Source organism: Enterococcus sp. DIV1937 (assembly GCF_050535975.1).
Lineage (GTDB): Bacteria > Bacillota > Bacilli > Lactobacillales > Enterococcaceae > Enterococcus > Enterococcus faecalis.
On record NZ_CP172909.1, the window covers coordinates 2,127,470 to 2,151,396 of the forward strand.

The window sequence follows — 23,927 nt, forward strand, 5'->3', positions numbered from 1 at the left end:
CTTATTGTGCTTTTTCTTTAGCTAAAAAAGACGTATCATTCCATAACGTTAAGTCGTACGGCATGTTCCTTGATGCCTCTTTAGTTTCAAGGATTGAAAGGCTATTGTTTAACAGCCCGCCCATTGTCCGTAATTCTGATAATGGTTTACCAGCCATCGCTTGGATTGCCGCTGTCAGGGCTGCTCCGTGTCCGACAAATAGAACTGGACCTTCGTGTTGCTTCGCCGCTTCAGCAACTGTTTCTGAAATCCGTTGAATCGCTTGCTCGATTGGTTCACCATCAAAAATTGTTGGATCATACAAATCTAAACGATGCCGTAAATGATCTAATTCTTCTCCATAAAAATTACGCATTTCTTCAATATATTGTCCTTCTAGACGACCTAAACCTAATTCTTTTAAGGTATCTGTATAAACAATTTCAACTGGATGATTCAATTCTTGTTGAATTCCCCGCGCAGTATTTTTGGCACGTAATAGCGGACTAGAATAAATTTTTTCAAACGGAATATCTTGTAAATATTGGCCTAATTGTTTAATTTCGTCATAACTAGTTGGTAATAACGGCGAATCTCCTGTCATTCCTTGAAATCGTTTCTGTTGATTCCATTCAGTTTTTCCATGTCGTGTAAAATATAATTTCATGTAACTTCTCCAAACTTCTTTATCTCTTCATATGTCTTTCTAGTTTATCACTTCCCTGCGAAAATATCCATGGAAGTTTCTAGTAATCCAAGCAAAATAAGCCTAGAACAAAAATCTAAATTGTTTTTTGTTCTAGGCTTGAAAATTGGGCAACAGTAAAAATAAAACCACTTTCTTCTGACATTTTTGAAAAAAGCGCTACTGTCTTAACTTTTTTTAATCCAATTTATCATTTTCATAATGATGCGTCAGTTCTAAGTTCGGAAAATTTTGCTGACGTAAGGCTTCATAAACAATTAGTGCGGCAGTGTTAGAAAGATTCAGTGAGCGCACATGTTCATCATTCATAGGAATTCGGATACACTTTTCTTCGTTTTCTCGCATAAACGTTTCTGGTAAGCCCGTTGTTTCTTTTCCAAAAAGGAAATAATGGTCCTCGCCATCATTATAATTGACCTCGCTGTATGTTTGGTGAGCAAATTTGGTTACTAAATGCAAGTGTTTGCCTGCCACATGGGCTAAAAAGGCAGCCAAATCTTTATGATACGTAATATTTACATCATTCCAATAATCTAATCCGGCACGTTTTAAGTGTTTATCATCTGTTGAAAATCCTAAAGGTTCAATTAAATGCAACGGTGTATTCGTCGCTGCACATGTCCGTGCAATATTTCCAGTATTTGCTGGAATTTGTGGTTCAAATAAAACAATATGGTTCGTCAACTATCTTCAGCTCCTCAAATATCAATCGTGTTCATTTTAGCATAAATTCAAAATAAATAGCGCCCACAATACTTATTTTCAAAAAAAACCGCATGACGCGATGATGTCAGGCGGCAGCTATTCTAACCAATAAAAAAAACGTACCGTCTCGGTGTCTAGCACGGCGAGTCGTTACGTTAGTGAAGGTCTCTTCACTAACTTTTATCAGAACAGGACCCTGATAAAAACCAATGAAAAAACAACTTGTAAGTAATATAACACCAATGTCACTTTATTGCAAGACTTTTTTAGGATTTTCTTCACAAAAAAGTCTATCTTTTACGACCTACTAACAAGCGGACGTCAATCGTGATTTTTTCCAATGGTCGCTGTTGTAGCTCGGCTTTAACTTCTTGAGAAACTTGCCACTCTAATGGCGACATTTCTAATAAATCCAACCGTCTTTCCTCGGGAATGTCAAAGCAATAAGTTATTCGTTCATCTACTTCCACAGCTAATTCCTCGGCAAAACGTTGGACTACTTTTTGATTGGAATAACTTTGTTTCTTTTCGTCATTGGGATAAAAAGCCGCTCGTAATTCCTTTAAGTAATTCTCTTCAGGAATAATTTTAATCACAGTCCCGTCAGCTTTTAGTACTCGCCGAAATTCTTGATAATGTGAAGGAGAAAAAATATTCAAAATCGTATCAAGCCCTTCATTCGCAAATGGCAAATTCGTTAAATCCGCCACACACCAAAACGCATCAATTGGCTGATTACTTGCTAAATAGATTCCTTCCTTTGATAAATCAAACCCGATTTTCAGTCCAGATAAGCCTGCTTGACTTAACTCAGCTAGAAAACTCCCTTCACCACAACCAACATCGACTACTGTTTTATTTTGAGGAAGATAGTGCATAATTTTGTTTAAAACAGGCGCGTACATGCCACTTTGAATCATTTTTCCTCGAGAAGTAAACATTTTTTTATTATATTCTGTCTGAACGCCATGATTTAGAAAGTATAGCGTGCCTTTCTTGGATAAATCAAATTGATGCCTCTGTTGACAAATCAGACCAACCCCTTCTACATGCATTGGTTCATGACAAGTTGGACAGCGAAAAACGGCTGCTTCTTTTTTTAATAATTGTTGTGCTCGTTCAATTTTCTTTAACATTTAAAACTCCTTACGTTCATTAAATGAACATTTTCTCTTATAAAAAGTTGCACTCTTTTTTTCAGGGCTATGGTAGTAAGCAGAATTATGGTACAATGCCTGTGAAGAAAAAGCAAGGAGCGATAAGAAATGATTAAAGAATTCTGTGCCGAAAATTTCACTAAGATTCCCCAAGCCATTCAAAAAGGTGCGAATCGCATCGAATTATGCGATAACTTAGCCGTGGGTGGAACGACGCCAAGTACTGGTGTTATTGAAGAAGTCTTAGCATACGCTGGCGAACATTCTGTACCAGTGATGACAATCATTCGTCCTCGTGGCGGCAATTTTGTCTATAATGATATTGAATTAAAAATTATGCATACCGATTTAATCGAAGCAAAGAAATTAGGAACCGACGGCATTGTTATTGGCTGTTTAACTGAGGACGGTTGGTTAGATGAAGAAGCTTTGGACTTATTCATTGAAACAGCTGAAGGCTTGCAAATCACTTTCCATATGGCTTTTGATGCCTTGTCGAAAGAAAATCAATTTAAGGCGATCGACTGGTTAGCTGAGCGTGGTGTGACGCGTATTTTAACTCATGGCGGGCCAGCTGGTACCCCTATCGAAGACAACTTTGATCATTTAAAAGAATTAATTGCCTACGCAGATCAACGGATTCTTATTTTACCAGGTGGCGGTATTTCCACAGAAAATGTTCAAACTGTGATGGACACTTTAAAAGTCACAGAAGTCCATGGCACAAAAATTGTTTAATTTCTTGTATCTAAAAAAGTGAGGTAGCCGTCGTATTAACGGCTATCTCACTTTTTTGATTTCAAGCAAACCAACGAATCCTTTTACCTCAGTCTCATGATAAATAAGTGCAATTTTTTAAACAAAATAACGCATAAACATGCTGGCAATATTGAAATAAATTAATACACTGGTTAAATCACTTAAGGTAGTAATAAACGGGCCACTGGCAACTGCGGGATCAAACCCTAATTTATCCATTAACATTGGGATTAAACTCCCTGCTAAATTCGCCACAGTAATTGCACAGAGCATTGCCATCCCAATCACAAATCCAAGCGGAAGATTATGTTGCCACACGCCAACCACAATCATAATGGTTAAACCTGTCACAGCCCCCGTCACTAGTCCCGTGAGCACTTCACTTAAGATTAAGCGACCAAAATTACTATCCTTTTCATCTTTCATAGCCAAACGGCGTACCGCGACCGCCAATGATTGTGTCCCGGCATTGCCGGCTGTTCCGGTAATTAAAGAAATAAAAACGGCTAAAATACTCGCTTCGCTAACTAACGACTCATAATTACTGATTAACGAGGCCGTAGACATCCCTAAAAACAGCAGCGTAATTAACCAAGGTAATCGTTTAGAAGCGGCTTTTAAAGGGTTCTCACTAACTTCTTCAACGTCGACCCCGGCTAAACCAGAGTAGTCGCTAGCGGCCTCATCATCGATAACATCAATAATATCATCAACTGTTACAATCCCCAACAAATGATCATCATAATCTGTAACTGGCACAGCTAAGAAGTCATAGTCACGAATTGTTTGCGCGACATCTTCTTGGTCATCGCCAACATGAACTGAAATAACCCGTTCATTCAAAATATCAGCAATCAAGGTATCATCATCATTAACAATTAAATCCCGCAACGAAATAACGCCGACTAAATGATTTTCTTGGTCGACTACGTAAACGTAATAGATTGTTTCCGCCATGTCCGCTTGATTCTTTAAGACGTACATCGCAGAACGCACTGTTTGATTCGCCACAATCGAAACAAATTCGGTGGTCATAATCGCCCCAGCAGTTTCATCTTCGTAATGAAGTAACTCTTTAATTTCGCCTGCTTCTTCACTACTTAACAAACTAAGATATTTCGCCTTTTGACTCTTATCTAACATATTTAGTAAATCCACCGCATTATCGGTATACATCTCAGCTAACATATCGGCTGCATAACTTGGACGCATTTCAGCTAAATAATCTTTCATATTCTCATTATCTTCTTCGATAACATCAAACATATCCGCTAGTTCTTTCGGAGATAGGTAATTGTATAAATGTTGTCGGTCTTTTTCATCTAACGATTGGTAAAATTGTCCTTGTTCATAAATGTGTAACGCTAAAAATAGCTCACGAAATTCGTTCATTTGTTGATTTTTTAGCGTTTCTAAAAGAAGGGCAAATTGCTCTTCCATTTCTTGGCCTTCATTCATCTTACACTTTCCCCTCCTGCCTCTTTATTATTATAACGTATCATCTACACTTTTCATATCCTCCGCTAGTGGGGAAATCAGATGAACCGTTTCTTTGGTAAAAGGATGAGTAAAAATTAGTTCCATGCAATGCAACGCTTGCCGCTCAATTCCTTGATCCATCTCTCCATGATACATCTCATCCCCTAACAATGAACAGCCAATTGCTTCAAAATGTACCCGAATTTGGTGTGTTCGTCCTGTATGGAGCTGAATGCGCACAGCTGCTGCTTGGGCTCCTCTTTTTGCGAGCCAATATTCTGTACTAGCAAATTGACCTGTTTCGATAACTTGGCGTTTTAATAAAGAGGACAAGTCGCGCCCAATTGGCTTTTCAATCAATTGATGCTCGTTTAACTGCTCAATCGCTCCACCAACAAGGGCATAATAAATTTTTGTCACCTTTTTTTCTCGTAATTCTTGATCAATTAAAGCATGAGCAAAGCCGTGTTTCGCAAATAACATCAGCCCAGAAGTATCTCGATCTAAACGAGTCACGACATGAATAACTTGATTCACGTAATTTTGACGCTTGTAATAGCCCTTAACACGATTCGCCATCGTTCCTGAAGGATGATACTGAGCAGGTATCGAGGCAATGCCAGCGGGCTTATTAACTACTAAAAAATGATCATCTTCAAACACAATTTCAATCGGTTCATCATCTGTTAATAATGTCTCATGTTCCGCTTCATCTGGAATCGTCATTTTAACGACATCGCCAGTTTGTAAAGGATAGATGGCATTTTGAACGGTCCCATTCACTTGAATTTTACCACCCTGAAATTTCACCTTAGCTAATAACCCTTTTGAAACGCCTTGTTCCTTTAAAAAATATTTCACTTGTTGTGTTGTTTCTTTGTCGTATGTCCATTGAAATTCCATCGTTTAATTAATCCTCACCAATAAAGGCATCTTTCACTCGATGCCAAAAATGCATGTGCCGATAAGAGGCAAAATGAATCCGTTCGTCTGCAATTCGATAGCAGACGGAAGCGATATTTTCTTGATAAATATCTAATTGGTCCACCGTGACAAAATAATCATCACTTTCCTGTAATTTAATCTCCAGCCACTCCGTATGTGCGATTACAATCGGTGACCCCAATGTTCGAAAGACACGATTGTTTAAGGAGGCGATTTCGGTTAACTGAAACGCATTAATGCTAGGATGCAAAACAGCTCCACCAATACTTTTATTATACGCAGTAGAGCCGGTTGGGGTCGAAATCGACAACCCATCACCACGAAATCGTTCAAACAGTTCGTCTTTAATAAACACATCGCCCACCATCGTCCGGTTTCCTCGTTTAATTGTTGATTCATTTAATGCTAAAAAATGTTTATCTGGTTTCCCATCTCTAAACCGAATCCGCACATCTAATAATGGATAACTCGTACTTTTTTCACGATGAATACACAAACTCTCAACTAGTTCTTTTAATTCATAATCACGCCAATCTGTATAGAAACCCAAGTGTCCGGTATGTACACCTAAGAAACTTACTTCGTTTAACAGATGATTAAATCGATGAAAAGCGGAAAGAAGCGTACCATCTCCGCCAACTGAAATCACAAGTTCAGGTTGACGATTGTCTATTTGAATTTGGTTTTGCTCTAATAGTGTTGTCAGTTGTTTTGTGACTTGTTTCGATTTTTCTTCCGAGTTATGAACAATCGCCACTTTCATAAGCAGACTCCTTTACTGATTTTCTGGTGTTTCGTTTTTAATTTGCTTATAGTATTCGTTTTCTAGCAATCCACGGCCATGAGAGAAGTAATGTTGTGCTTCTTGAATTTCTTCACGGATAGATGACATCTCTTCATCTAATAAATAGGCTGCCTCTGCCGCTCGCTGAAGGCGTTCTTTCATTTCTTCAGGAAAGACACCTTGATATTTATAATTCAAAGAATGTTCAATCGTTGCCCAAAAATTCATGGAAAGTGTCCGAATTTGGATTTCGGCCAAAATAATCTTTTCCCCGGTGACTAATTGCACAGGATATTCCACCACCACATGGTACGAACGATAGCCACTTTCTTTTTTATTTTCAATGTAGTCACGTTCTTCCACAATTTTTAAGTCTTTACGATTTCTTAAAAGTGCGACTACCTGGTAAATGTCTTCCACAAATTGGCACATAATCCGCAAACCAGCAATGTCTTGCATTTCTTCTTCAATCCGATTTAAAGGAATATGCCGAATTGCCGTCTTTGTCAAAATACTATCTACTGGTTTCACACGTCCTGTAACGAATTCAATTGGTATGTGTTTATCTTGCTCCCGAAATTGTTTACGAATACCTCGTAGTTTTACTTTTAATTCGCTGACCGCCTGTTCATATGGCGCTAAAAACAGCTCCCACTCTCGTTCCATGGTAGATCCCTCAATTTCCTTGAATTTCATTCACTGATTATTTTACCACAGTCCTCCCTAAAATAGGGTGTTATTCGCTATTTGATTTCCAAACGCCTTTCATTAGAAAAAATTTTCACAGAGAAGACCACTTTTCTTGACGGAAACCTATATAATATGTGAAAATTGGAGTGATTTAAGAAAGAGAGAGAACCCCATGAGTGAGCACTTAGAAATTGAATTTAAAACATTAGTTAGTCCGCAAGATTTCAAACGATTAATCGACCATTTTGCTATTCAAAAAACGGACTTTTTTACGCAAACAAATCATTATTTTGATACGGACGATTTTCAATTAAAAGCACAACGAATGGGCTTAAGAATTCGCGTATTAGCAGATCGTGGTGAGTTAACCTTAAAAGTTCCTGCGCCAGAAGGATTATTAGAAATCAATGACCCTTTATCGCTTGAGACGGCGAACCACTTTATCAAGAGGAATCACCTCCCTACTGAGGGGGCTGTGGCGAAGAAATTACAAGAATTAGGTATTGAAATCGCCTCGATCCATTTAATTGGTTCATTAAAAACAGCACGTGCAGAAAAACAAATTCCTCAAGGACTACTTGCGTTAGACGAAAGTTGGTATAACCAACAGCACGATTTTGAATTAGAGTTAGAAGTTACTGAAGCTGAAAGCGGCAAGCAAGCGTTTCAAACATTAATGGCTGATTTGAACATTCCCATTACGCTTGCACCTAACAAGATTCAACGCATGATGCGGACCACTGCCCCTTAGTATTCGAAGCACTGACGTTCTGGCACCTGTATTTGAAAAAGCATGGCATTGGAGGAAGTATGAATGGTTGAAATTTATTTGTTCGTCAATCCTTTAGGCGGCGTCTGTTTAGAAATTGAAAAAGAAATTATACAATTGTCTGTTAACGACAAGAAGAAAATACAATTGCGCTTTATTCCTTTATTAAACATGAAAACGATCAATGAATTTTTAAGTCGTCAACATATTCCGATTAATGACATTAAACGACGGAATCGAATTTTTGAAGATTTATACTCAGCCGCTCTTGACTATAAAGCAGCACAGTTACAAGGCCGAAAAAAAGGCCGACAATTGTTGATTGGCTTACAAAAAGCAGTAGCTGAAGACGGTCTAGCTTACTCTCCTGAGTTATCAGAAGAACTACTTCTAGCGGCCGGCGGGGATATTGATATGTATCGTAAAGACCGACAATCCGATTTTGTCAAAGAATCTTTCCAAACCGACCAAAAAGTTGCTCGAGAAATGGGGATTAAACAACATCCTACCGCAGTCGTTTACAACTATACTTGCGAGAACGATTTCGGCATTTTAGTCGAAAATTTTGAAAACATGGATGAAATTAAACAACTTTGTCGTGTCCATCCACATAACGAACCGTTGCTGGACCAAGGTGACGCAACCTTTGAATTTAAACGTCGCTCCAATTATCATTTTCCAAATGGACATTTACATTTATTATAAAAAAGAAGGACCAGTTGACTGGCCCTTCTTTTACTATTTTCACCATGTTCTATAATAATAGATAAAGTCTAATACTGCTACATTTGATGATTTGTTCTTATAAAAGACAGCTATGGAATGGGGCCATGTATATATTATGTACTTTTAAATATTAACACCGAAATTTGTATCGACCACCAATATTTATTTCAGTTCATCGACTAACCTCTTGGAACGCTATCAGACAATACTCGCCGATACTAACTCAAAAAATCGAGGAAATTTTATTCGGTTTAACACAAGCTAATTTATTTCTTCCCATTTATTTTTAGTCTGCTTATATAATATGGTTAGTTCTTTTTTATCCTTATCTAAATTTTTATTTATTAATTCCTGAATCTCATAAGAAAATTTATTTCTTTGATTTACATTGTCAAAGATGAATTCTTTATCAAAAGATAACTCTAACCCATTTAATGCTCCTGTTGTCCAGTAAATTTTTATATTCGAATCATCACCGCTATAATACATATTAAACTTTTCGTTTTCAGAGATATACGAACTCATTAATTCCAATTCTTCTGGAATTGTAAACAGATTATAATTATCAATTTTAACCACATGATATTGAATGTTATCTTCTATTAAATTATAAGTTTGACCATTTTGATTCCATTCTTTGACACCGCTATAAAAATTATTCAGACGAAGTTGTAAAATAGTAAAATATCCACCTATACATAGTACTATAATTAATAATATTAAAAATAATTTTTTGTACTTCTGTCCCTCTCTAATATCTTTCGAAAGTTTCTCCACCATCGTATTGTCCTCCTTCAATAATCGATCCAAGGTCATTTCATAAAGATTACTTAGTTCAATTAAACAATCAATATTAGGATATGATTTATTATTCTCCCAGTTAGAAATTGTTTGCCTAGTAACGTATAATTTCTCAGCAACCTCTGATTGTGTCAATCCTAATTCATTTCTTCTCATTTTTAATGAATTCCCTATGTTCAAAAAAAAACCTCCTTTTATTACTCTAAAGATAATAGAAGCTTGATATAAAAGAAAGCAAAGAATCTTTGCTTTCTTTTATATAACAGCAACAATCTATTTTATTATATAACTAAACCTGGTTTTACACAGATATATTTACTATTCTGTATAAAACCAGGTTTATGTTTTATGTTTACTAAGAAGTTACGACTTATAATTTTTCAACCAAAGCTTCTAATTCCGTTAAACGTTCTTCAAAAACTTTCATTGCATCTTCGATATACGCGGCTTGTGTCATATCCACGCCCGCTTTTTTCATCACTTCAATTGGGAAGTCACTACTTCCTGCTTTCAAGTAGTTAAGGTAGTTCTCTAAAGCTCCCTCTTCTCCAGCTAAAATATGTTTAGACAATGCCGAAGCGGCTGAGAAGCCAGTTGCATATTGATAAACATAGTAATTGTAATAAAAATGGGGAATTCTCGCCCATTCGTAACTGATTTCTTCGTCTCTAACTACTTCTGGTCCATAATATTTAGCATTGAGCTCGCCATAATACTCACTCAAATATTCACTTGTTAATGGCGTGCCATTAGCATCTTCCGTGTGAATAAAATGTTCAAATTCCGCAAATTGGGTTTGACGGAAAATGGTTCCCTTAAAGCCGTCTAAATAGTGATTTAAGACATACGCACGTACTTTAGGATCTGTTTCTGTTTGTAATAAATATTCTGTTAAAATATTTTCATTTGTGGTTGAAGCAATCTCAGCTAAGAAAATTGAATAGTCGCCATAAACATACGGCTGATTATTTCTTGTATAGTAACTATGAACACTATGGCCCATCTCATGGACTAATGTAAATAGTTGATCCAAACTATCATGCCAATTCATTAAAATGTATGGGGCTGTGTCATAAGCTCCTGAAGAATATGCGCCACTTCGTTTTCCTTGATTTTCAATCACATCAATCCAGCGACTTGAAAAAGCTTCTTTAACAATAGATAAATAGTCTTCACCTAGTGGTTTTAAAGCCTCAATTGCTTTTTCTTTTGCTTCTTCATAGCTGTAACGAATTGGTGCTTCACCTAGCAAAGGCGCATACAAGTCGTACATGTGTAATTCTTCTACGTTTAATAATTTTTTTCTTAATTTTACATAACGATGTAGCAAAGGTAAATGTTTATTTACTACAGCTACTAATGTTTCGTGAACACTTTCAGGGATATGATTACTTGCTAAAGATGCTGCCCGAGCAGAATCATAATTTCTAATTTTTGCTTTATAATTATGCGTTTTAACATGTGCACCTAAAGTTGAGGCTAAGGTATTTCTAAATTGTTTGTACACTTTGTACAAACCTTTAAATGCTGCTTCACGAACAGATGGATCGACACTTTCCATTAACTGACCATAAACGCCATGAGAAAGTTGAATCGTTTCGCCTTCAGCATTTTGCACAGTTGGAAATTCTAAGTCTGCATTATTTAAAATTGAAAATGTATTACTTGAGGCACCAAAAATTTCACTAGCCCCCGCCAGTAAAGCTTCTTGTTCCATCGATAAAACATGGGGACGTTCATCTAAAATATTTTGAATATAGTGACGATAAACAGCTAATTTGGGCTGCTCTTCAAAATATCCCCAGATTTGTTCATCACTTAATGTTAAAACCTCTGGGTCAAACCAAGAAACAGCTTCACTAACTTGTGCATATAAAGAACTAGCTCTGGCATATAAAGCTTGGTAAGCTGTATTTGTAGTGTCTTGATCATTTTTTAAATGAGAATAGACATATAATGTTTCCACTTTTCGATAGACATCTAAAACGTATTCTAACGCAGCTAGAAAAGCTTCTGCACCATTCCCTAAGGTTCCTTTAAATGATTCTGCTTGATTTAGCTCTTCTGTCAACTGATTATACGCAACATCAAAAGCAGCATCATCTTTAAAAATTTTGGTTAAATCCCAAGTTAATGGAGTTGGAACTTCATCACGTGTTGGTAATTGTTTAATTTCGCTCATAGTTTACTCTCCTTTAAGAAACGTTTTACTCATTATACTATCATAATTTAACACGTGTGACTAAAAAAATGTTGTTTTTTCACTTTTTTTAGCCAATGAATGAGCTTTTCAGGATCTTCTCTTAGGAAAATACTAGTTATTAGGTACTTATTGTTTACTTTAATTAACACATAACATTCTTGTAACCAGCTCAATAAGCTATTCCCCACGATTTTAAAAAGCTTTTTTAAGCCAATATTCGGTAGTGGCTGCCAAACAAAGTTCCCTTCTTCAAAAAAAACAGCTTCCAAGATACGCCATAGTTCCTGTTTGGTCACTAAACGCTCTTCTTCGGTTTTTAGTGCTTCCCAAACAAGCATTTTTAAATGAATATCTTCTTCAGAAGAAGGTATTAGCTTCAATCCAGGATAGTAAAACCAAGGAGGTAACTGGAGAAGGTGACAACCTTTCGTGTATAAAAAGCTTTGTGTTCTAAGCAACTGAGCATTTCTGTAACCAAGTTGTTGCGTCAATTTTTGATAATAATCATGCATCAATTGACCAGTGTGCCGTCTATTTGGCAGTAAATTTAAATTAGCGGTCGGTAGTCGGAAGATTTCTAGTAATTTTTTTTCGTAAAAATCCCATGATTGTTTTCTTCTATAAAATTGTTGACATTGACTCTCTTCAATATGACAAAGTAATTCTATTCGTTCTTGTTTCTTATTGGCCGTCCATAAATAAAACCCCAAGGACTCCGAAAAGTAAAGAAATTGTTTCGTTAATTGCGTGAGCTTATCTTTAGGCACTAATCGTTCACCTAAAATCCAAACAACTTGATAGCCATGAGCTTGATAAGTCTCCGTCCGTTCCACCAAACGTTTAATTGGCAACGGACTACATTGAATTTCAATGGCTATCTTCCCAATGAGTAAATCTGGGCGTTGCTTCAAGGCGGGTAAGTATGCCTCAACTTGAAAAGACAGCTTTTCACGCAAACACTTTTCCGCAAAAAGCTGCTTCAAGCGGAGGTGTTCTTCTGTTTCAGCTTCTGCTTCGTACCAACAACTATTCTTTTTGCGATGAGCAAAATGGGGTATTTTAATGGGGCCTGCCTTCAAAATGACCGATTGATGACACATTGGACACACAAAAGCTTGTTCGCTTCGTATCTGTGTTAATTCATCAATCGAGCAATCGATTAAAGAAAATAATTCTTGGTTGTCTGCCGTTAAAGCTGTTAACATGATTTTCACCTCTCATAAATAAACTACGCAAAGTTTCTTAATTTTCATCAAAAAAAAAGCAAAAACTCGAAAGTTTTTGCTTTTTTGCTTAATCATTAAAGTAATAACGTGTTAATTCCAACGCACTGCGTTCCATAATACAAGTGCCATATTCGACTAAAGTATCCTGAGTGACAGTTGTTTTATGAGCAAATTCTAAAATCTGTGCAATTTCATTGTCAACATTTGTTTTTTCTAATTCATCGGTTAAGAACAAAACTTGTAAGTAATAACGATCGTTGTACGTGTATAAGTTAGTCAAAACAGATTGCATGAAGACTTCTTTGGATAATTGAATCATCGCTTCAAAATTATCTAATTCAAAGATTACATTTCTGTTTGTTTCATCTGTGGCTTCCATCTCGTCAAGTTCATCGGCGGCTGCTTTGTCTGCTTCAATTTGTTTGCGAATCAATTCGCTAACATCTGCATTGACTTCGCTCAGACCTTCTAAGGAAGACAAGTCGTCCATAGCGACATTTTTACTAATAAACAGTTCTAAACCATCATTTTTAGGCAAGACTTGGAAAGTGACTGCTTCACTGCCTTGGAATTCATCTTCGACATCAACTTCTTCTAAAATACTATAAAAGAAATTTTCAACATCTTTGTGGTTTCCTAGTAAGTCAAGAAAAGTAATCCCTCTATCCGCCAGGTCTTCGTTGCCAATTAACACACGAATCGTATTTTCATTAATATGTTCCATTTCCATAGCGCTACACCTCTCTTTGCTTCAATCAGGAAACTTCTTACGTTCATTGTAGCGAAAACTACACAAAAGTAAAGTGGAAAGTCTATAAATCCTCGAAAACTAGCGAACGTTTTATAAACTTTGAACTTTTTTAACGATTGGTTTTTCGCTCCTTCTACCTCTTCATCTTAACGCAGTCTCTCCAAAAAAGATACTATTTTTCCTTGACCACGTTCTGCCAAATCAAATGAATACAAGTTCTAAATATGTATTAAAAAGCCAGAGATAAAAATCCCTGGCCCTAAATTCATATGAATCGTTCTTTATTACAATTAACAAATAAAGAACAAAATTTTATATTTTTTATAAACCTGCCATTAATTGTGCTTGGCGCAATTCCAGTTGTCGAACATCTCTTGGTAAGAATCGGCGAATTTCATCTTCGTTAAACCCGACTTGTAATCTTTTCTCATCAATCATAATTGGCCGACGCAACAATCCAGGGTTTTCTTGAACCAACTCTAATAGATCTTGAAGTGGAAGCTCGTCCAAATCCATATTTAATTTTTGGAAAACTTTAGAGCGAGTAGAGATAATCTCTTCTGTTCCATCTTCTGTCATGATTAAAATTGCTTTTAATTCCTCAATATTTAAAGGTTCAGAAAAAATATTTCTTTCTTTAAAAGGAATTTCGTGCTCTTGCAACCAGGCTCTAGCCTTACGACATGACGTGCAACTTGGGGAAGTATAAAGTGTCAACATTGTGCATCACTCCTTTTCGCGAATCATCGCGTTTCTGAAACAGGGAACTGTACTGTTCCTCTATTTAAAACCAGTATACCTAATTTCTAATAAAAATACTAGGGGTTTTTAAACATTTTTTATTAACTTTGTTTATTTTTCCTTCATTACATCCGTGTAAAATTAGGGTTAATTTTTATGAAATTTTATGGATATTCGTTATGATTCTGTAAAAAAGTAATACAGTTTTCTATTTTTATGGTTGCTGTTATAATTTACTTCTCTTGGTGATTTTTCAAGAAGTTCCCATGTATTTTTTTCTAATAAAATGTATAATAGAACTATTCACTATCTTAAGTCTAAAGTCAGGTGGTTATTTAATGAAAACAATTTTTTCTGGTATTCAGCCCAGTGGTACTCCGACAATCGGAAATTACATTGGTGCAATGAAACAATTTATCGAATTACAAAATGAATACAATTGTTATTTTTGTATTGTGGATGAACATGCCATTACCGTTCCCCAAGAACCGCAAAAGCTACGCCAGCAAATTCGTAGTTTAGCAGCTCTTTACCTAGCGGTTGGTTTAGACCCACAAAAAGCAACAATTTTCATACAGTCTGAAGTTAGTGCCCATGCAGAAGCTGGTTGGATCATTCAGTGCAATACTTCTATTGGTGAGTTAGAGCGAATGACACAATTTAAAGATAAATCGCAAAAAAATGGTCGTGCTGGCGTAAGCGCTGGTCTTTTAACATACCCTCCATTAATGGTTGGTGATATCGTGTTGTACAACGCTGACTTAGTGCCAGTCGGAGATGATCAAAAACAACACTTAGAATTAACACGTGATTTTGTGGAACGCTTCAACAAACGTTACGCCCAAAAAAATCAAGAAATTTTAACGATTCCTGAAGTAAAAATCGCTGAGCAAGGTAGTCGAATTATGAGCTTACAAGAACCAACGAAAAAGATGAGTAAGTCCGATACAAATGTGAAGGGCTTTATTTCAATGCTTGATGAGCCAGCAGTGATTCGCAAAAAAATCCGCTCTGCTGTAACTGATTCAACTGGTGTAATTGAATATAATAAAGAAGAAAAGCCTGGTATTACTAACTTACTAAATATTTATTCTGCTGCGACAGGTCAAACTGTTGAGGAACTTGTTCAAGCATACGAAGGCAAAGGCTATGGAGACTTCAAAGCAGATTTAGCAGAAGCAGTAGTTGCCTTATTAGAACCTATTCAAGTGCGCTACCAAGAGCTTCTAGCTTCAGAAGAATTAGATATGATTTTAGATGAGGGCGCAGAAAACGCTCGCCTGGTAGCCAACAAAACACTTCAACGAATGAAAAATGCTGTTGGTTTGGGAAGAAAAGTTCGGCGCTAACTAAACATAATAAAAACCCGCGAAGTTTTATTCGCGGGTTTTTTATGTTCTAAATTGAGCATCGTACAAGCGACGATAGTGGCCTCTTTGCGCGTACAAAGTTTCATGTGTTCCATCTTCTAAAATTCCTTGGTCACTCACTACGATTATTCGATCAGCATGTTTAATCGTTGCCAGTCTGTGGGCAATAATTAATGTTGTTCGCCCGTCAGCTAACGAGTTTAATGACTCTTGAATCACTTGCTCTGTTTCTGTATCTAATGCAGAAGTCGCTTCATCTAGAATTAAAATCGGCGGGTTCTTCAAGAACATTCGCGCAATTGCCACTCGCTGCTTTTGACCGCCCGATAATTTCACGCCACGTTCGCCAATAATTGTGTCCAAGCCATCTGGCATTAGCTGAATTACATGTTCTAAATGTGCTAATTTCACCGCTTGTTGAATGTCTATTTCTGTAGCATTTAAATTCCCATAAGCAATATTTTCTCGTAATGTTCCAGGGAATAAAAACACATCTTGTTGAACAATTCCAATCTGCTTACGTAATGAAGCCAAGGTCATTTGCTGGATATTTCTACCGTCAATCGTAATTTCACCACTACTGACTTCATAAAAACGAGGCAACAGATTACACAAGGTCGTTTTTCCTGAACCACTTTGTCCAACGAAAGCAACGGTTTCACCAGGTTGAATTTTTAAATTGATATGGTCTAAAACTTTTGTGCCATCTTCATAAGCAAATGAAACATCTTTATAGGCAATCGTTCCTTCTAAATGCGAAACAGCAACAGCTCCTGGCAAATCTTTGATGGACGGTTGTTTGTCCGTTTCTTCCGTAAAACGTTTAAAACCAGCAAATCCTTTGGGATAGCTTTCAATCATATTGTTGACTTTTTCAATCGGCCGAATAAAAATATTGGCTAATAAAATAAATCCTACAAACTGACCTTCTGTAATTTCTCCTTTAATTGTATAATACGCACCAAAAATTAATGAAAATAAATTTATCAGACGAATTAATAAGTAATTATAGGCGGAACTGACACCCATCACCTTATAAAAATATAATTTCGATTTTCGATACATTTGATTTAAATAATTAAACTGTTTTCGTTCAAATGGTTCATTTGCAAAAGATTGCGTGACACGTATCCCACTTACTGACGCTTCAATCCCAGCATTAAATTCACCTAAATTATCGTAAATATCCGTATTCGCTTTTGTCATTTTTTTATTAAAATAGCCTAGCGCAATCGTGATAAATGGCAATAAAATAAACGTAGCGATGGCTAATTTCACGTGAATGGTTAACATTAATAGAAAAGAACCTGCTAACGTCATAATCGTAATAAAGACGTCTTCTGGACCATGATGCGCCACTTCCGAAATTTCAAAAAGATCAGTGGTCAAACGGCTCATTAATTTCCCTGTTTTTTGATTATCATAATACTCAAACGGTTGTGTTTGAAGATGTTGATATAATTCTTCACGCATATCTGTTTCAATATTCACGCCTAACATATGACCAAAATAAACCACAATAAATTGTAAAAACGTATTGATTATATAAAATGCAAATAAGCCCGCACTAGCTAATGCAATGAGGCGAAAATCTCCTTTTGGCATAATCTTATCAATTACTTGGTTGACTGCTACTGGAAAAGCCAACTCTAACAGCCCCGCAAAAACGGCACACCCAAAATCCAAAATAAATAATCGACGATAAGGCCGATAATACCCAAAAAAACGCTTTAACATAACTCCCTAACTCTCCCCCTTCATTCTCATTCATTATACGGAAAAAGACGGTCTCTTGCAAAATTCTAACTTCTATCAGAACACGTGTTATTTAAGTAACTTTGACTCAAAATCATTTTCACAAACTTTTCATTATCAGAATATTTTTTCATTTATCGTTTCCATTTTTTCGGTAAAAATAACTATAATTGTCTTTTCCCGCAAGGCTTTGATTTCTGTACAAAACCTTGAAATACAGTGAAAAATACTCTATTTATTTGTGAAAATATCGGCTACAATATAACATATGAAAAGTTTTGTAAAAAAGTTAAGAGGTGCACTTGTTAAATGAGAACCATTGTTTTTGATGTTGATGACACGCTGTACGATCAGCAACAACCCTTTCGAAATGCGATGACTAAAATTTTCCCAAACGTTGCGACAGAGGATATGCATGAATTGTATCTTCGTTTTAGACACCACAGCGATGAAACGTTTCCGAAAGTTTTAGCCAATGAATGGTCCCTAGATTTCATGCGGTTTTTCCGGATGAATGAAACATTAAAGGATCTAAACTATCCAGGAATTTCACAAGAAGAAGGAAAAATTTTCCAACAAGTTTATGAAGAAGAATTGGATAATATTACGATGCATCCAGAAGTTACTAAGCTTCTTGATACTTTACAAGAGAAAGAAATTCCGATGGGGATTATTACAAATGGTCCAACAGACCATCAATTTAAAAAAGTTAAACAATTGAATCTTGAAAAATGGGTTCCAAGCCAAAATATCATTATTTCTCAAAGTACGGGTTTTCAAAAACCTGAAAAGGAAATTTTTGATTTAGCCTGTAATCAATTTTGTATGGAACCTGAACATACTTTATATGTTGGTGATAGTTATGACAATGATATTGTAGGCGCACGTAATGGTGGCTGGCATTCTCTTTGGTTTAACCACCGCTCTCGTGAACTACCAAGTTGCCAACCTGCATCACACCTTGCAGAAGTCACTTGTTTCACTGAACTTTGTCCGACTGTGGAGAAATTATTTAATCTTTAAAAAAAAGCCGCTCTTCAAATTGAAGAACGGCTTTTTTTTATTTATTTTTTTGTTTTTTCAGACGTAAAATGATGAACAGGCAGATTATCAGTAAAAGGAGCAATAAACCGATTAAGAGATAAATAAGTTTAGATTCCGTTTTTTTGACGGTTACATCTTTCTCATTAAATGTTTCTGCTTCCTCTTTTGAGATCGTAAATTCTTTCGTAAATTGCCATTTTTTTCCTGAGCCTTCCACAGTCATTGCCAATACATACGTCCCAGCTTCCATTTCATTTTCTTCATAAGGAATAGGGAAATTAAAAATTGAATTGGGCGCCATTTGCATATCTTCTTGTTCTTTCTCTAAAATAACGTTATTTGTTTTCTTATTTTTAACATTTGCCGTTACTTTCATTGATTGAAGATAGGCTGCTTCATGGTTTAGTAGTGTTGCAGAAATAACACTGCGCGCATTTCTTTGCGTCGGTTCAACTTTCTCTAAAGACAATTCTGGTTGTACAACTGTTTCATTTTCTCGAAGTAAAACAGCTACTGTATAGGCATAGCGATTTTCAATTGCTAAGCCGTTTGTATTTTCTTTTTGCTTGTCTTTCGTTTCATCGACTTTTTCACTAAACGTGATCCCGCCCGCTAGTTGCCCTGAAAACTCTTCTTTAGGCATCTTCACTCGCAATTCAACTACTTTTTCACTTTTAGCAGGCAATTCAACACTCTCACCGCCGTCTTTCAGTTGAATGATTTCTGATAAATCTGCTGGTGCAGATTTATCTAATGCTGTCAACGACTCACCATATTCAATCACTCCGTTGCTGTTTGTTGTGGCCGACTTCACACTAACATCAATCACTAAATTTTCATCTGTACTATTGGCCGCTCGAACTTTCAAAATTTGTTCTTGGTCTGGTTTCATCATTAAATCAAAATATGTTTTTGTTTTATCTATTTGGTTTTCTGGAATTTCTGTTTCAACACTAAATCGTAATTCTGCTGCTGAGGTTTCAATCCCAAAAGCAAAGAAATAAAAACTTAGGATCATCAGAATAAAATATCTATTTTTCATTTCGCTCTACACTCCATTTCTATGTAAAGGAGAAAGGCTGAGTTCCCCTCTTCCTTTCTCCAAAAAGGTTCTTTTTATACTGGCGTATTAGCTAATGTCCAAGTAATTGTTGTTTTGTAGGCATCATTTAATTTAACTGATTTACCTGGCACTTTTAATTGAACATCTTTCATTACTTGACGGCCGTCAACTTCAGCAATTGAACTAGCATTGCCGTATAAGTATGACCATTTCCCAGCACCTTGATCTGTTGCAGCTACCATCACGTTATGACTTTCACCAACTGTACCAAAAGTTACGCTCGCTAAACTTGTTGGTGCAGCGCTTTGTCCTGCTGTCACAGCTGAAGCGTTTTGAAAGACAATTTCAGTTCCTTCAAGCGTCTGACCTTTTGTAGCAGAAGTAAATGCAGAATTTTGTTTTGCAGATAAAGTCCAGCCTTCTAAAGTTCCACGATTATCTGTAATTTGAGCAAATAATGGACCCGTTTTTTCAACATTATTTTTATCTTTTAAAACTTGTGCTGATGCAAAATAGATTTCATCTTTTGTGCTGATGATATTTTCACCAAAGTTTAAACTTGAAGCATAGTCCAAGGTTAAGGGGCCTGTAGAGCCTTCATCAACTGGTTTGTCAGGATTTACTGGGTCGATAGGTGTCACAGGATCTTTGCCGTCTTTGTCTTCTGGATCCACTACAGGATTTTTGCTGTTGGGATCTTTTTCATCTGGTGCTTTAAATTTTACAATAGCATCTGTGTCGCGATTAGCCACTTCCTCTGCTTGAACTGGTAGTGTGCCTACCGCGATGGTTGCTAAAATTAAGCTGCTTGCGATGGTCATTTTTTTCATGTTAGTGCTCCTTCTCTTCTATTGTTATAGTTTCAATAATTATACGCTTGGTAAATCAGCGATTGTCCATGTTAAAACAGTTTTGTATTGAACAGCATCTTTTGGTGTTGCTCCTGGTACAGTTAATGTGATTGCTGTATTTTTATCTACGCTTTCACCGTCAACTTCCACTTTTTCAATCCCACCGAACGCACTAAGCCAAGTTCCAGAACCTTGACCTTCAGCGGCAGACATCACATTTGATGAATCGCCAGCTACTAAAGTTACTTCATGCGCAGTTGGTGTGACTGCTTTGGAATTAGACACTGCTTTGTTTTGACTTAATTTAATTTCTGAACCGTCTAAAACTTTATTTAATGTTTCTTTTGTCGCTGTTAATTGTGTTTCTTGTTTAACTGTTAAGGCCCAACCGGCATTCGTTCCGCGTTTGTCGGAAATTTGTACATAATTTGGTTTAGGATTAGTCAAATCAGGACCAGAACCGTCTGCCAAGAAAAAGTATTGTGGATTTGCATAATATTTTTCATCTTTATTTGAAATTTTATTTTTGCCAAAGTCTAAACTAGAAGCATAATCGATACTTAGTGGACCAGTTGTTCCTTCATTTGGCTTATTGCCTGTGTCTGGTGTCGTTGGGTCAAAGGGTTCAACAGGTTTTTCGGTATCTGGATTCACTGGATCGACTGGTTTGTTGATAGAGGTGTCCGGCGTAAATTCTACGATGGCATTTGATTCATAGTTTTTTTCTTCTGCATTCACTTCTGGTGCAATAGCCACGCCTAAAGTGATAGCGGGGATTGTTGATAAGATAATTTTTTTCATTTTATTGTTCCTTCTTTCTTTTTTTTAAAATAAAACTAGCCATAAAGATGACTATTATTCCGAGATAATTAAACATTTGTTGCTGTTTAGTACCAGTTCGAGGTAAGAAGCCTGAGCCTTTTTGATCAACCGTTTTACTTGTTGAGTGCTTCAATGATTCTCCACTCACTGCTGGTATTGCTTCCGATTGCTTGGGGAAACGCTGTGGTATCTTACCATCTGGTTTTTCTTTGTTGGCTGGTGGTTCATACTCGCCATAAAAAGAAACTTCTGCATTTGTCGGATAGGCATTTGTTTCAGCAAATACATCAACTGATGAAATCAATCCTAATAGCAATACACCGCTAACTATTTTTTTGATAAGACTCACCCCCTATTTTGCACTGCCATCAGGTACGTCCATCAAGTGCCAAGTTAGTTTTGCTTCGTATTCTTCTGCTTTGGCCGTCCCTCCAGGAACAGATAATAACAACTCTTGGTCATTTTCTTTCCATTGATCAGAAATATTTGTTTCTTGATGTCCATTGACTTGGTTGTGAACAAGAATCGATTGGCCTTCTGGAATGTCCTGTAAGCGATGGTTGGTTCTAAATTTTAAAATATTCGGCAACGTAGCACCTGATTCAGATTTGAAATCAGAAGTAACGGTTAGTGCAAGCGACCAATTATTCCCTGTTTGACGAGTATCCCGTATCACTAATGGTTGATCCATGGAAACAATTGGATATTGGGTCGTGCTACTAGCGATTTGCAGCTCATTCCCAAAGGAAATCGCTGTGGGTACCGTTTTGAACCTGACAGAGCCAACCACAGTGACTGTTAGCGCTAATTCATCAATCTTGTAGCCTTTATCATAGACTTCCACGACCAACTGCTGTTTTCCATAAGTTAGTTCTGGTAATAACAAGGCTTTTTCCTTAAATGTTTTAGAATTAGTGGTTGTTTCATCTGCTAATTTCTGGATTTCTTGGCCCTCTTTTTTGACAATAAATTGTAATCTATTCCCAGCATCGACATCTTGCCAATAAAAAGGCAGGGCTGTTTTTTGAAAGTCATCAATATCGATTGTTTTTTCCATCGACTTTTCTATACGCTCTTTTGACCAAGATAGTTTCGTTTCACTTAAGAAAACTTCTTTGACAGGTTGGACGACTGTTCCAGAAAAGTTCCCTAAGTATGCTTTATCTGTTGATTCCCAGATATAAGAAACGCCTTCATGAGCTTTGGGTAAATTCCATTCAAACAGTCCTTTTGTGGCATCGTAACTTCCATAAGGGCTAATCGTCAGCGGTGGAAATAGTTGACCATCACGAGATACCACCTTATTTTTTAATTGCAGTGGTTTCCCAGCAATATAATCGACAGAAGATAAGATAATCATTTGATTAGATACATCTAGCCCTGTAATGGCCGTTAAGCCTTTTAACGGACTGATATCTGAAATTTGATTTTCTCCCACATCTAAAACTGTTAGATTGAGTGTTTTCTCTAACGGTGCCAAGGAAGAAATTTGATTGTTTCTTGCATACAGTACACGCAGATTAGGAACAGTGCTTAAAGCTTCCAGACTAGCAATCGTTTGATTCATAATACTCAACTCTTCTAGACGTGGCTTATTCGCCAAGGGCGCAATTGTTTTTAATTGATTATTTTCCACATAAAGACGGAGTAGGTTATTTGCTTCCGTAAGCCCATCTAAAGTAGCAATCTGATTATTGGCAGCCCAAATGGTTTCTATATTACGAAGAGAACGAAGCGGGTCGAAGGAAGTCACTCGATTATTCGGCGTGATTTTTGACGGATGATCTGTCGTATTTTGGATACTTAAATTTTTTAAAGCAGCCATTCCTTCAAGTCCATTTAATGTCGTTAATTGATTGTTCTCAACATACAAGCCTTCTAAATTAATTAATCCTGCTTGACCTAACGGACTAAGATCAGCTATTTTATTGTTTCTCATATATAAAAAACGTAATAGCTTAAATTCACCTTTAGCAAAAGGACTCAAATCTGTTACATTGAGTGAATCTTGAAAAGATAATTCTTCTAAGTTTCTTAGGTATTGAACTCCTTCCACATTAGAAACAACGACATTTTCTAAAATAACTTTATTCAGTTTATCCAATTCTGCTTGGGTGACAGTATTAGAGGTCCGAGATTTGCTTAACTGTTTTCTGATATTTTCCGCAAAGGCTGGATCAGGAAATAGTGTACTGATAGGCGTCGCTTTATCTAAGACAGCACCTGCGTATAATTGGGGCATCATCAGTTGTGCTTCCGTTATCGCTAGTGCTTCATTTGGCGGCTCTTCACTTGTTTCAACAGTCGTTAACTCTTCTGATTGGGGAATCTCCGAACTACTGGTTGCTGAATTTTGCTCTTCTGCCGATGAAGTTTCTGGAATCTTTTCTTCTGAAACAGATGAAACATTTTCTTCACTGGAGGATGCAATTGTTTCGGTCGTTTCGGCGAAAGTTGTTACAGGAAGTAGCAAACTATTACCCAAAAGTAAGGCACTAACTGCGGAGATGCACATTTTTTTCATAAACTTCACCTCCTGATATTTTCTTAATTATAGTGAATATCAACTGAAAATGGGTTCAATTACGACAAACTGTCCAA

General features: G+C 36.6%; 23 protein-coding genes. 5 read left to right on the forward strand and 18 right to left on the reverse strand.

The window, feature by feature from the left end:
- Position 1 precedes the first annotated feature (1 nt).
- The 3 genes from IGL13_RS10120 to IGL13_RS10130 form a co-directional block, all read right to left on the reverse strand.
- Positions 2-646, reverse strand: coding sequence for a histidine phosphatase family protein (locus tag IGL13_RS10120; protein ID WP_002356494.1), 645 nt, complete (start codon positions 644-646; stop codon positions 2-4).
- A gap of 216 nt (positions 647-862) precedes the next feature.
- Positions 863-1,369, reverse strand: a complete 507-nt coding sequence (gene trmL / locus IGL13_RS10125; RefSeq protein WP_002356493.1) for a tRNA (uridine(34)/cytosine(34)/5-carboxymethylaminomethyluridine(34)-2'-O)-methyltransferase TrmL — start codon at positions 1,367-1,369, stop codon at positions 863-865.
- Between the two features lie 311 nt (positions 1,370-1,680).
- Positions 1,681-2,526, reverse strand: coding sequence for a methyltransferase domain-containing protein (locus IGL13_RS10130; protein ID WP_002362280.1), 846 nt, complete (start codon positions 2,524-2,526; stop codon positions 1,681-1,683).
- A gap of 129 nt (positions 2,527-2,655) precedes the next feature.
- On the opposite strand from IGL13_RS10130, the gene cutC reads away from it, so the two are divergent.
- Positions 2,656-3,285, forward strand: coding sequence for a copper homeostasis protein CutC (cutC, locus tag IGL13_RS10135; protein WP_002359565.1), 630 nt, complete (start codon positions 2,656-2,658; stop codon positions 3,283-3,285).
- Between the two features lie 117 nt (positions 3,286-3,402).
- Here the strand turns inward: cutC and mgtE are convergent, their stop codons facing one another.
- The 4 genes from mgtE to IGL13_RS10155 are packed head-to-tail and all read right to left on the reverse strand — an operon-like array spanning position 3,403 to position 7,180.
- Positions 3,403-4,764, reverse strand: a complete 1,362-nt coding sequence (gene mgtE, locus IGL13_RS10140) for a magnesium transporter (protein WP_002362548.1) — start codon at positions 4,762-4,764, stop codon at positions 3,403-3,405.
- A gap of 30 nt (positions 4,765-4,794) precedes the next feature.
- Positions 4,795-5,688 carry an RluA family pseudouridine synthase gene (locus IGL13_RS10145; protein ID WP_002362547.1) on the reverse strand — a complete coding sequence of 298 codons (894 nt, stop codon included), beginning with the start codon at positions 5,686-5,688 and terminating at the stop codon, positions 4,795-4,797.
- 7 nt (positions 5,689-5,695) lie between these two features.
- Positions 5,696-6,493 carry an NAD kinase gene (locus tag IGL13_RS10150; protein ID WP_002356486.1) on the reverse strand — a complete coding sequence of 266 codons (798 nt, stop codon included), beginning with the start codon at positions 6,491-6,493 and terminating at the stop codon, positions 5,696-5,698.
- Between the two features lie 12 nt (positions 6,494-6,505).
- Entirely contained in the window at positions 6,506-7,180 is a 675-nt protein-coding gene (locus IGL13_RS10155) for a GTP pyrophosphokinase (RefSeq protein ID WP_002356484.1), read from the reverse strand.
- A gap of 196 nt (positions 7,181-7,376) precedes the next feature.
- Here IGL13_RS10155 and IGL13_RS10160 point away from each other — a divergent pair, with 196 nt between their 5' ends.
- Positions 7,377-7,955: a CYTH domain-containing protein gene (locus IGL13_RS10160; RefSeq protein ID WP_002356483.1), complete on the forward strand. Its 579-nt coding sequence runs from the start codon at positions 7,377-7,379 to the stop codon at positions 7,953-7,955.
- A 63-nt stretch (positions 7,956-8,018) separates the two neighbouring features.
- A complete protein-coding gene (locus tag IGL13_RS10165; protein ID WP_002356482.1) occupies positions 8,019-8,678 on the forward strand; it encodes a ClpXP adapter SpxH family protein in 660 nt (219 codons plus the stop codon).
- A 282-nt stretch (positions 8,679-8,960) separates the two neighbouring features.
- Here IGL13_RS10165 and IGL13_RS10170 read toward each other — a convergent pair whose 3' ends face one another.
- From IGL13_RS10170 to spxA, 5 genes are all read right to left on the reverse strand, one after another.
- Positions 8,961-9,680: a helix-turn-helix transcriptional regulator gene (locus IGL13_RS10170; protein WP_002356481.1), complete on the reverse strand. Its 720-nt coding sequence runs from the start codon at positions 9,678-9,680 to the stop codon at positions 8,961-8,963.
- Positions 9,681-9,870: 190 nt separating this feature from the next.
- Positions 9,871-11,682 (reverse strand): oligoendopeptidase F, encoded by a 1,812-nt coding sequence (gene pepF / locus IGL13_RS10175; RefSeq protein WP_002378614.1) that lies wholly within the window; start codon positions 11,680-11,682, stop codon positions 9,871-9,873.
- Between the two features lie 47 nt (positions 11,683-11,729).
- Positions 11,730-12,908, reverse strand: coding sequence for a competence protein CoiA (locus IGL13_RS10180; RefSeq protein ID WP_002378616.1), 1,179 nt, complete (start codon positions 12,906-12,908; stop codon positions 11,730-11,732).
- Between the two features lie 88 nt (positions 12,909-12,996).
- Positions 12,997-13,659, reverse strand: a complete 663-nt coding sequence (locus IGL13_RS10185) for an adaptor protein MecA (RefSeq protein ID WP_002356478.1) — start codon at positions 13,657-13,659, stop codon at positions 12,997-12,999.
- A gap of 342 nt (positions 13,660-14,001) precedes the next feature.
- Entirely contained in the window at positions 14,002-14,400 is a 399-nt protein-coding gene (gene spxA / locus IGL13_RS10190; protein ID WP_002356477.1) for a transcriptional regulator SpxA, read from the reverse strand.
- Positions 14,401-14,759: 359 nt separating this feature from the next.
- Here spxA and trpS point away from each other — a divergent pair, with 359 nt between their 5' ends.
- Entirely contained in the window at positions 14,760-15,770 is a 1,011-nt protein-coding gene (gene trpS, locus IGL13_RS10195) for a tryptophan--tRNA ligase (RefSeq protein ID WP_002378619.1), read from the forward strand.
- Between the two features lie 42 nt (positions 15,771-15,812).
- On the opposite strand, the gene IGL13_RS10200 is transcribed toward trpS, so the two are convergent.
- Positions 15,813-17,528, reverse strand: a complete 1,716-nt coding sequence (locus tag IGL13_RS10200; protein WP_002389804.1) for an ABC transporter ATP-binding protein — start codon at positions 17,526-17,528, stop codon at positions 15,813-15,815.
- Between the two features lie 327 nt (positions 17,529-17,855).
- On the opposite strand from IGL13_RS10200, the gene IGL13_RS10205 reads away from it, so the two are divergent.
- Positions 17,856-18,569: an HAD family hydrolase gene (locus tag IGL13_RS10205; RefSeq protein WP_002356474.1), complete on the forward strand. Its 714-nt coding sequence runs from the start codon at positions 17,856-17,858 to the stop codon at positions 18,567-18,569.
- Positions 18,570-18,606: 37 nt separating this feature from the next.
- Here the strand turns inward: IGL13_RS10205 and elrE are convergent, their stop codons facing one another.
- The 5 genes from elrE to elrA form a co-directional block, all read right to left on the reverse strand.
- Entirely contained in the window at positions 18,607-19,632 is a 1,026-nt protein-coding gene (gene elrE, locus IGL13_RS10210) for a transmembrane protein ElrE (RefSeq protein ID WP_002378620.1), read from the reverse strand.
- A gap of 74 nt (positions 19,633-19,706) precedes the next feature.
- Positions 19,707-20,483, reverse strand: coding sequence for a WxL domain-containing protein ElrD (gene elrD, locus IGL13_RS10215; RefSeq protein WP_002362542.1), 777 nt, complete (start codon positions 20,481-20,483; stop codon positions 19,707-19,709).
- A gap of 39 nt (positions 20,484-20,522) precedes the next feature.
- Positions 20,523-21,305: a WxL domain-containing protein ElrC gene (elrC, locus tag IGL13_RS10220; RefSeq protein WP_002362540.1), complete on the reverse strand. Its 783-nt coding sequence runs from the start codon at positions 21,303-21,305 to the stop codon at positions 20,523-20,525.
- A gap of 1 nt (position 21,306) precedes the next feature.
- Positions 21,307-21,675: an LPXTG anchor domain-containing protein ElrB gene (gene elrB / locus IGL13_RS10225; protein ID WP_002356469.1), complete on the reverse strand. Its 369-nt coding sequence runs from the start codon at positions 21,673-21,675 to the stop codon at positions 21,307-21,309.
- A 3-nt stretch (positions 21,676-21,678) separates the two neighbouring features.
- A complete protein-coding gene (elrA, locus tag IGL13_RS10230) occupies positions 21,679-23,850 on the reverse strand; it encodes an enterococcal leucine-rich protein ElrA (RefSeq protein ID WP_002401878.1) in 2,172 nt (723 codons plus the stop codon).
- Between the last annotated feature and the right edge of the window lie 77 nt (positions 23,851-23,927).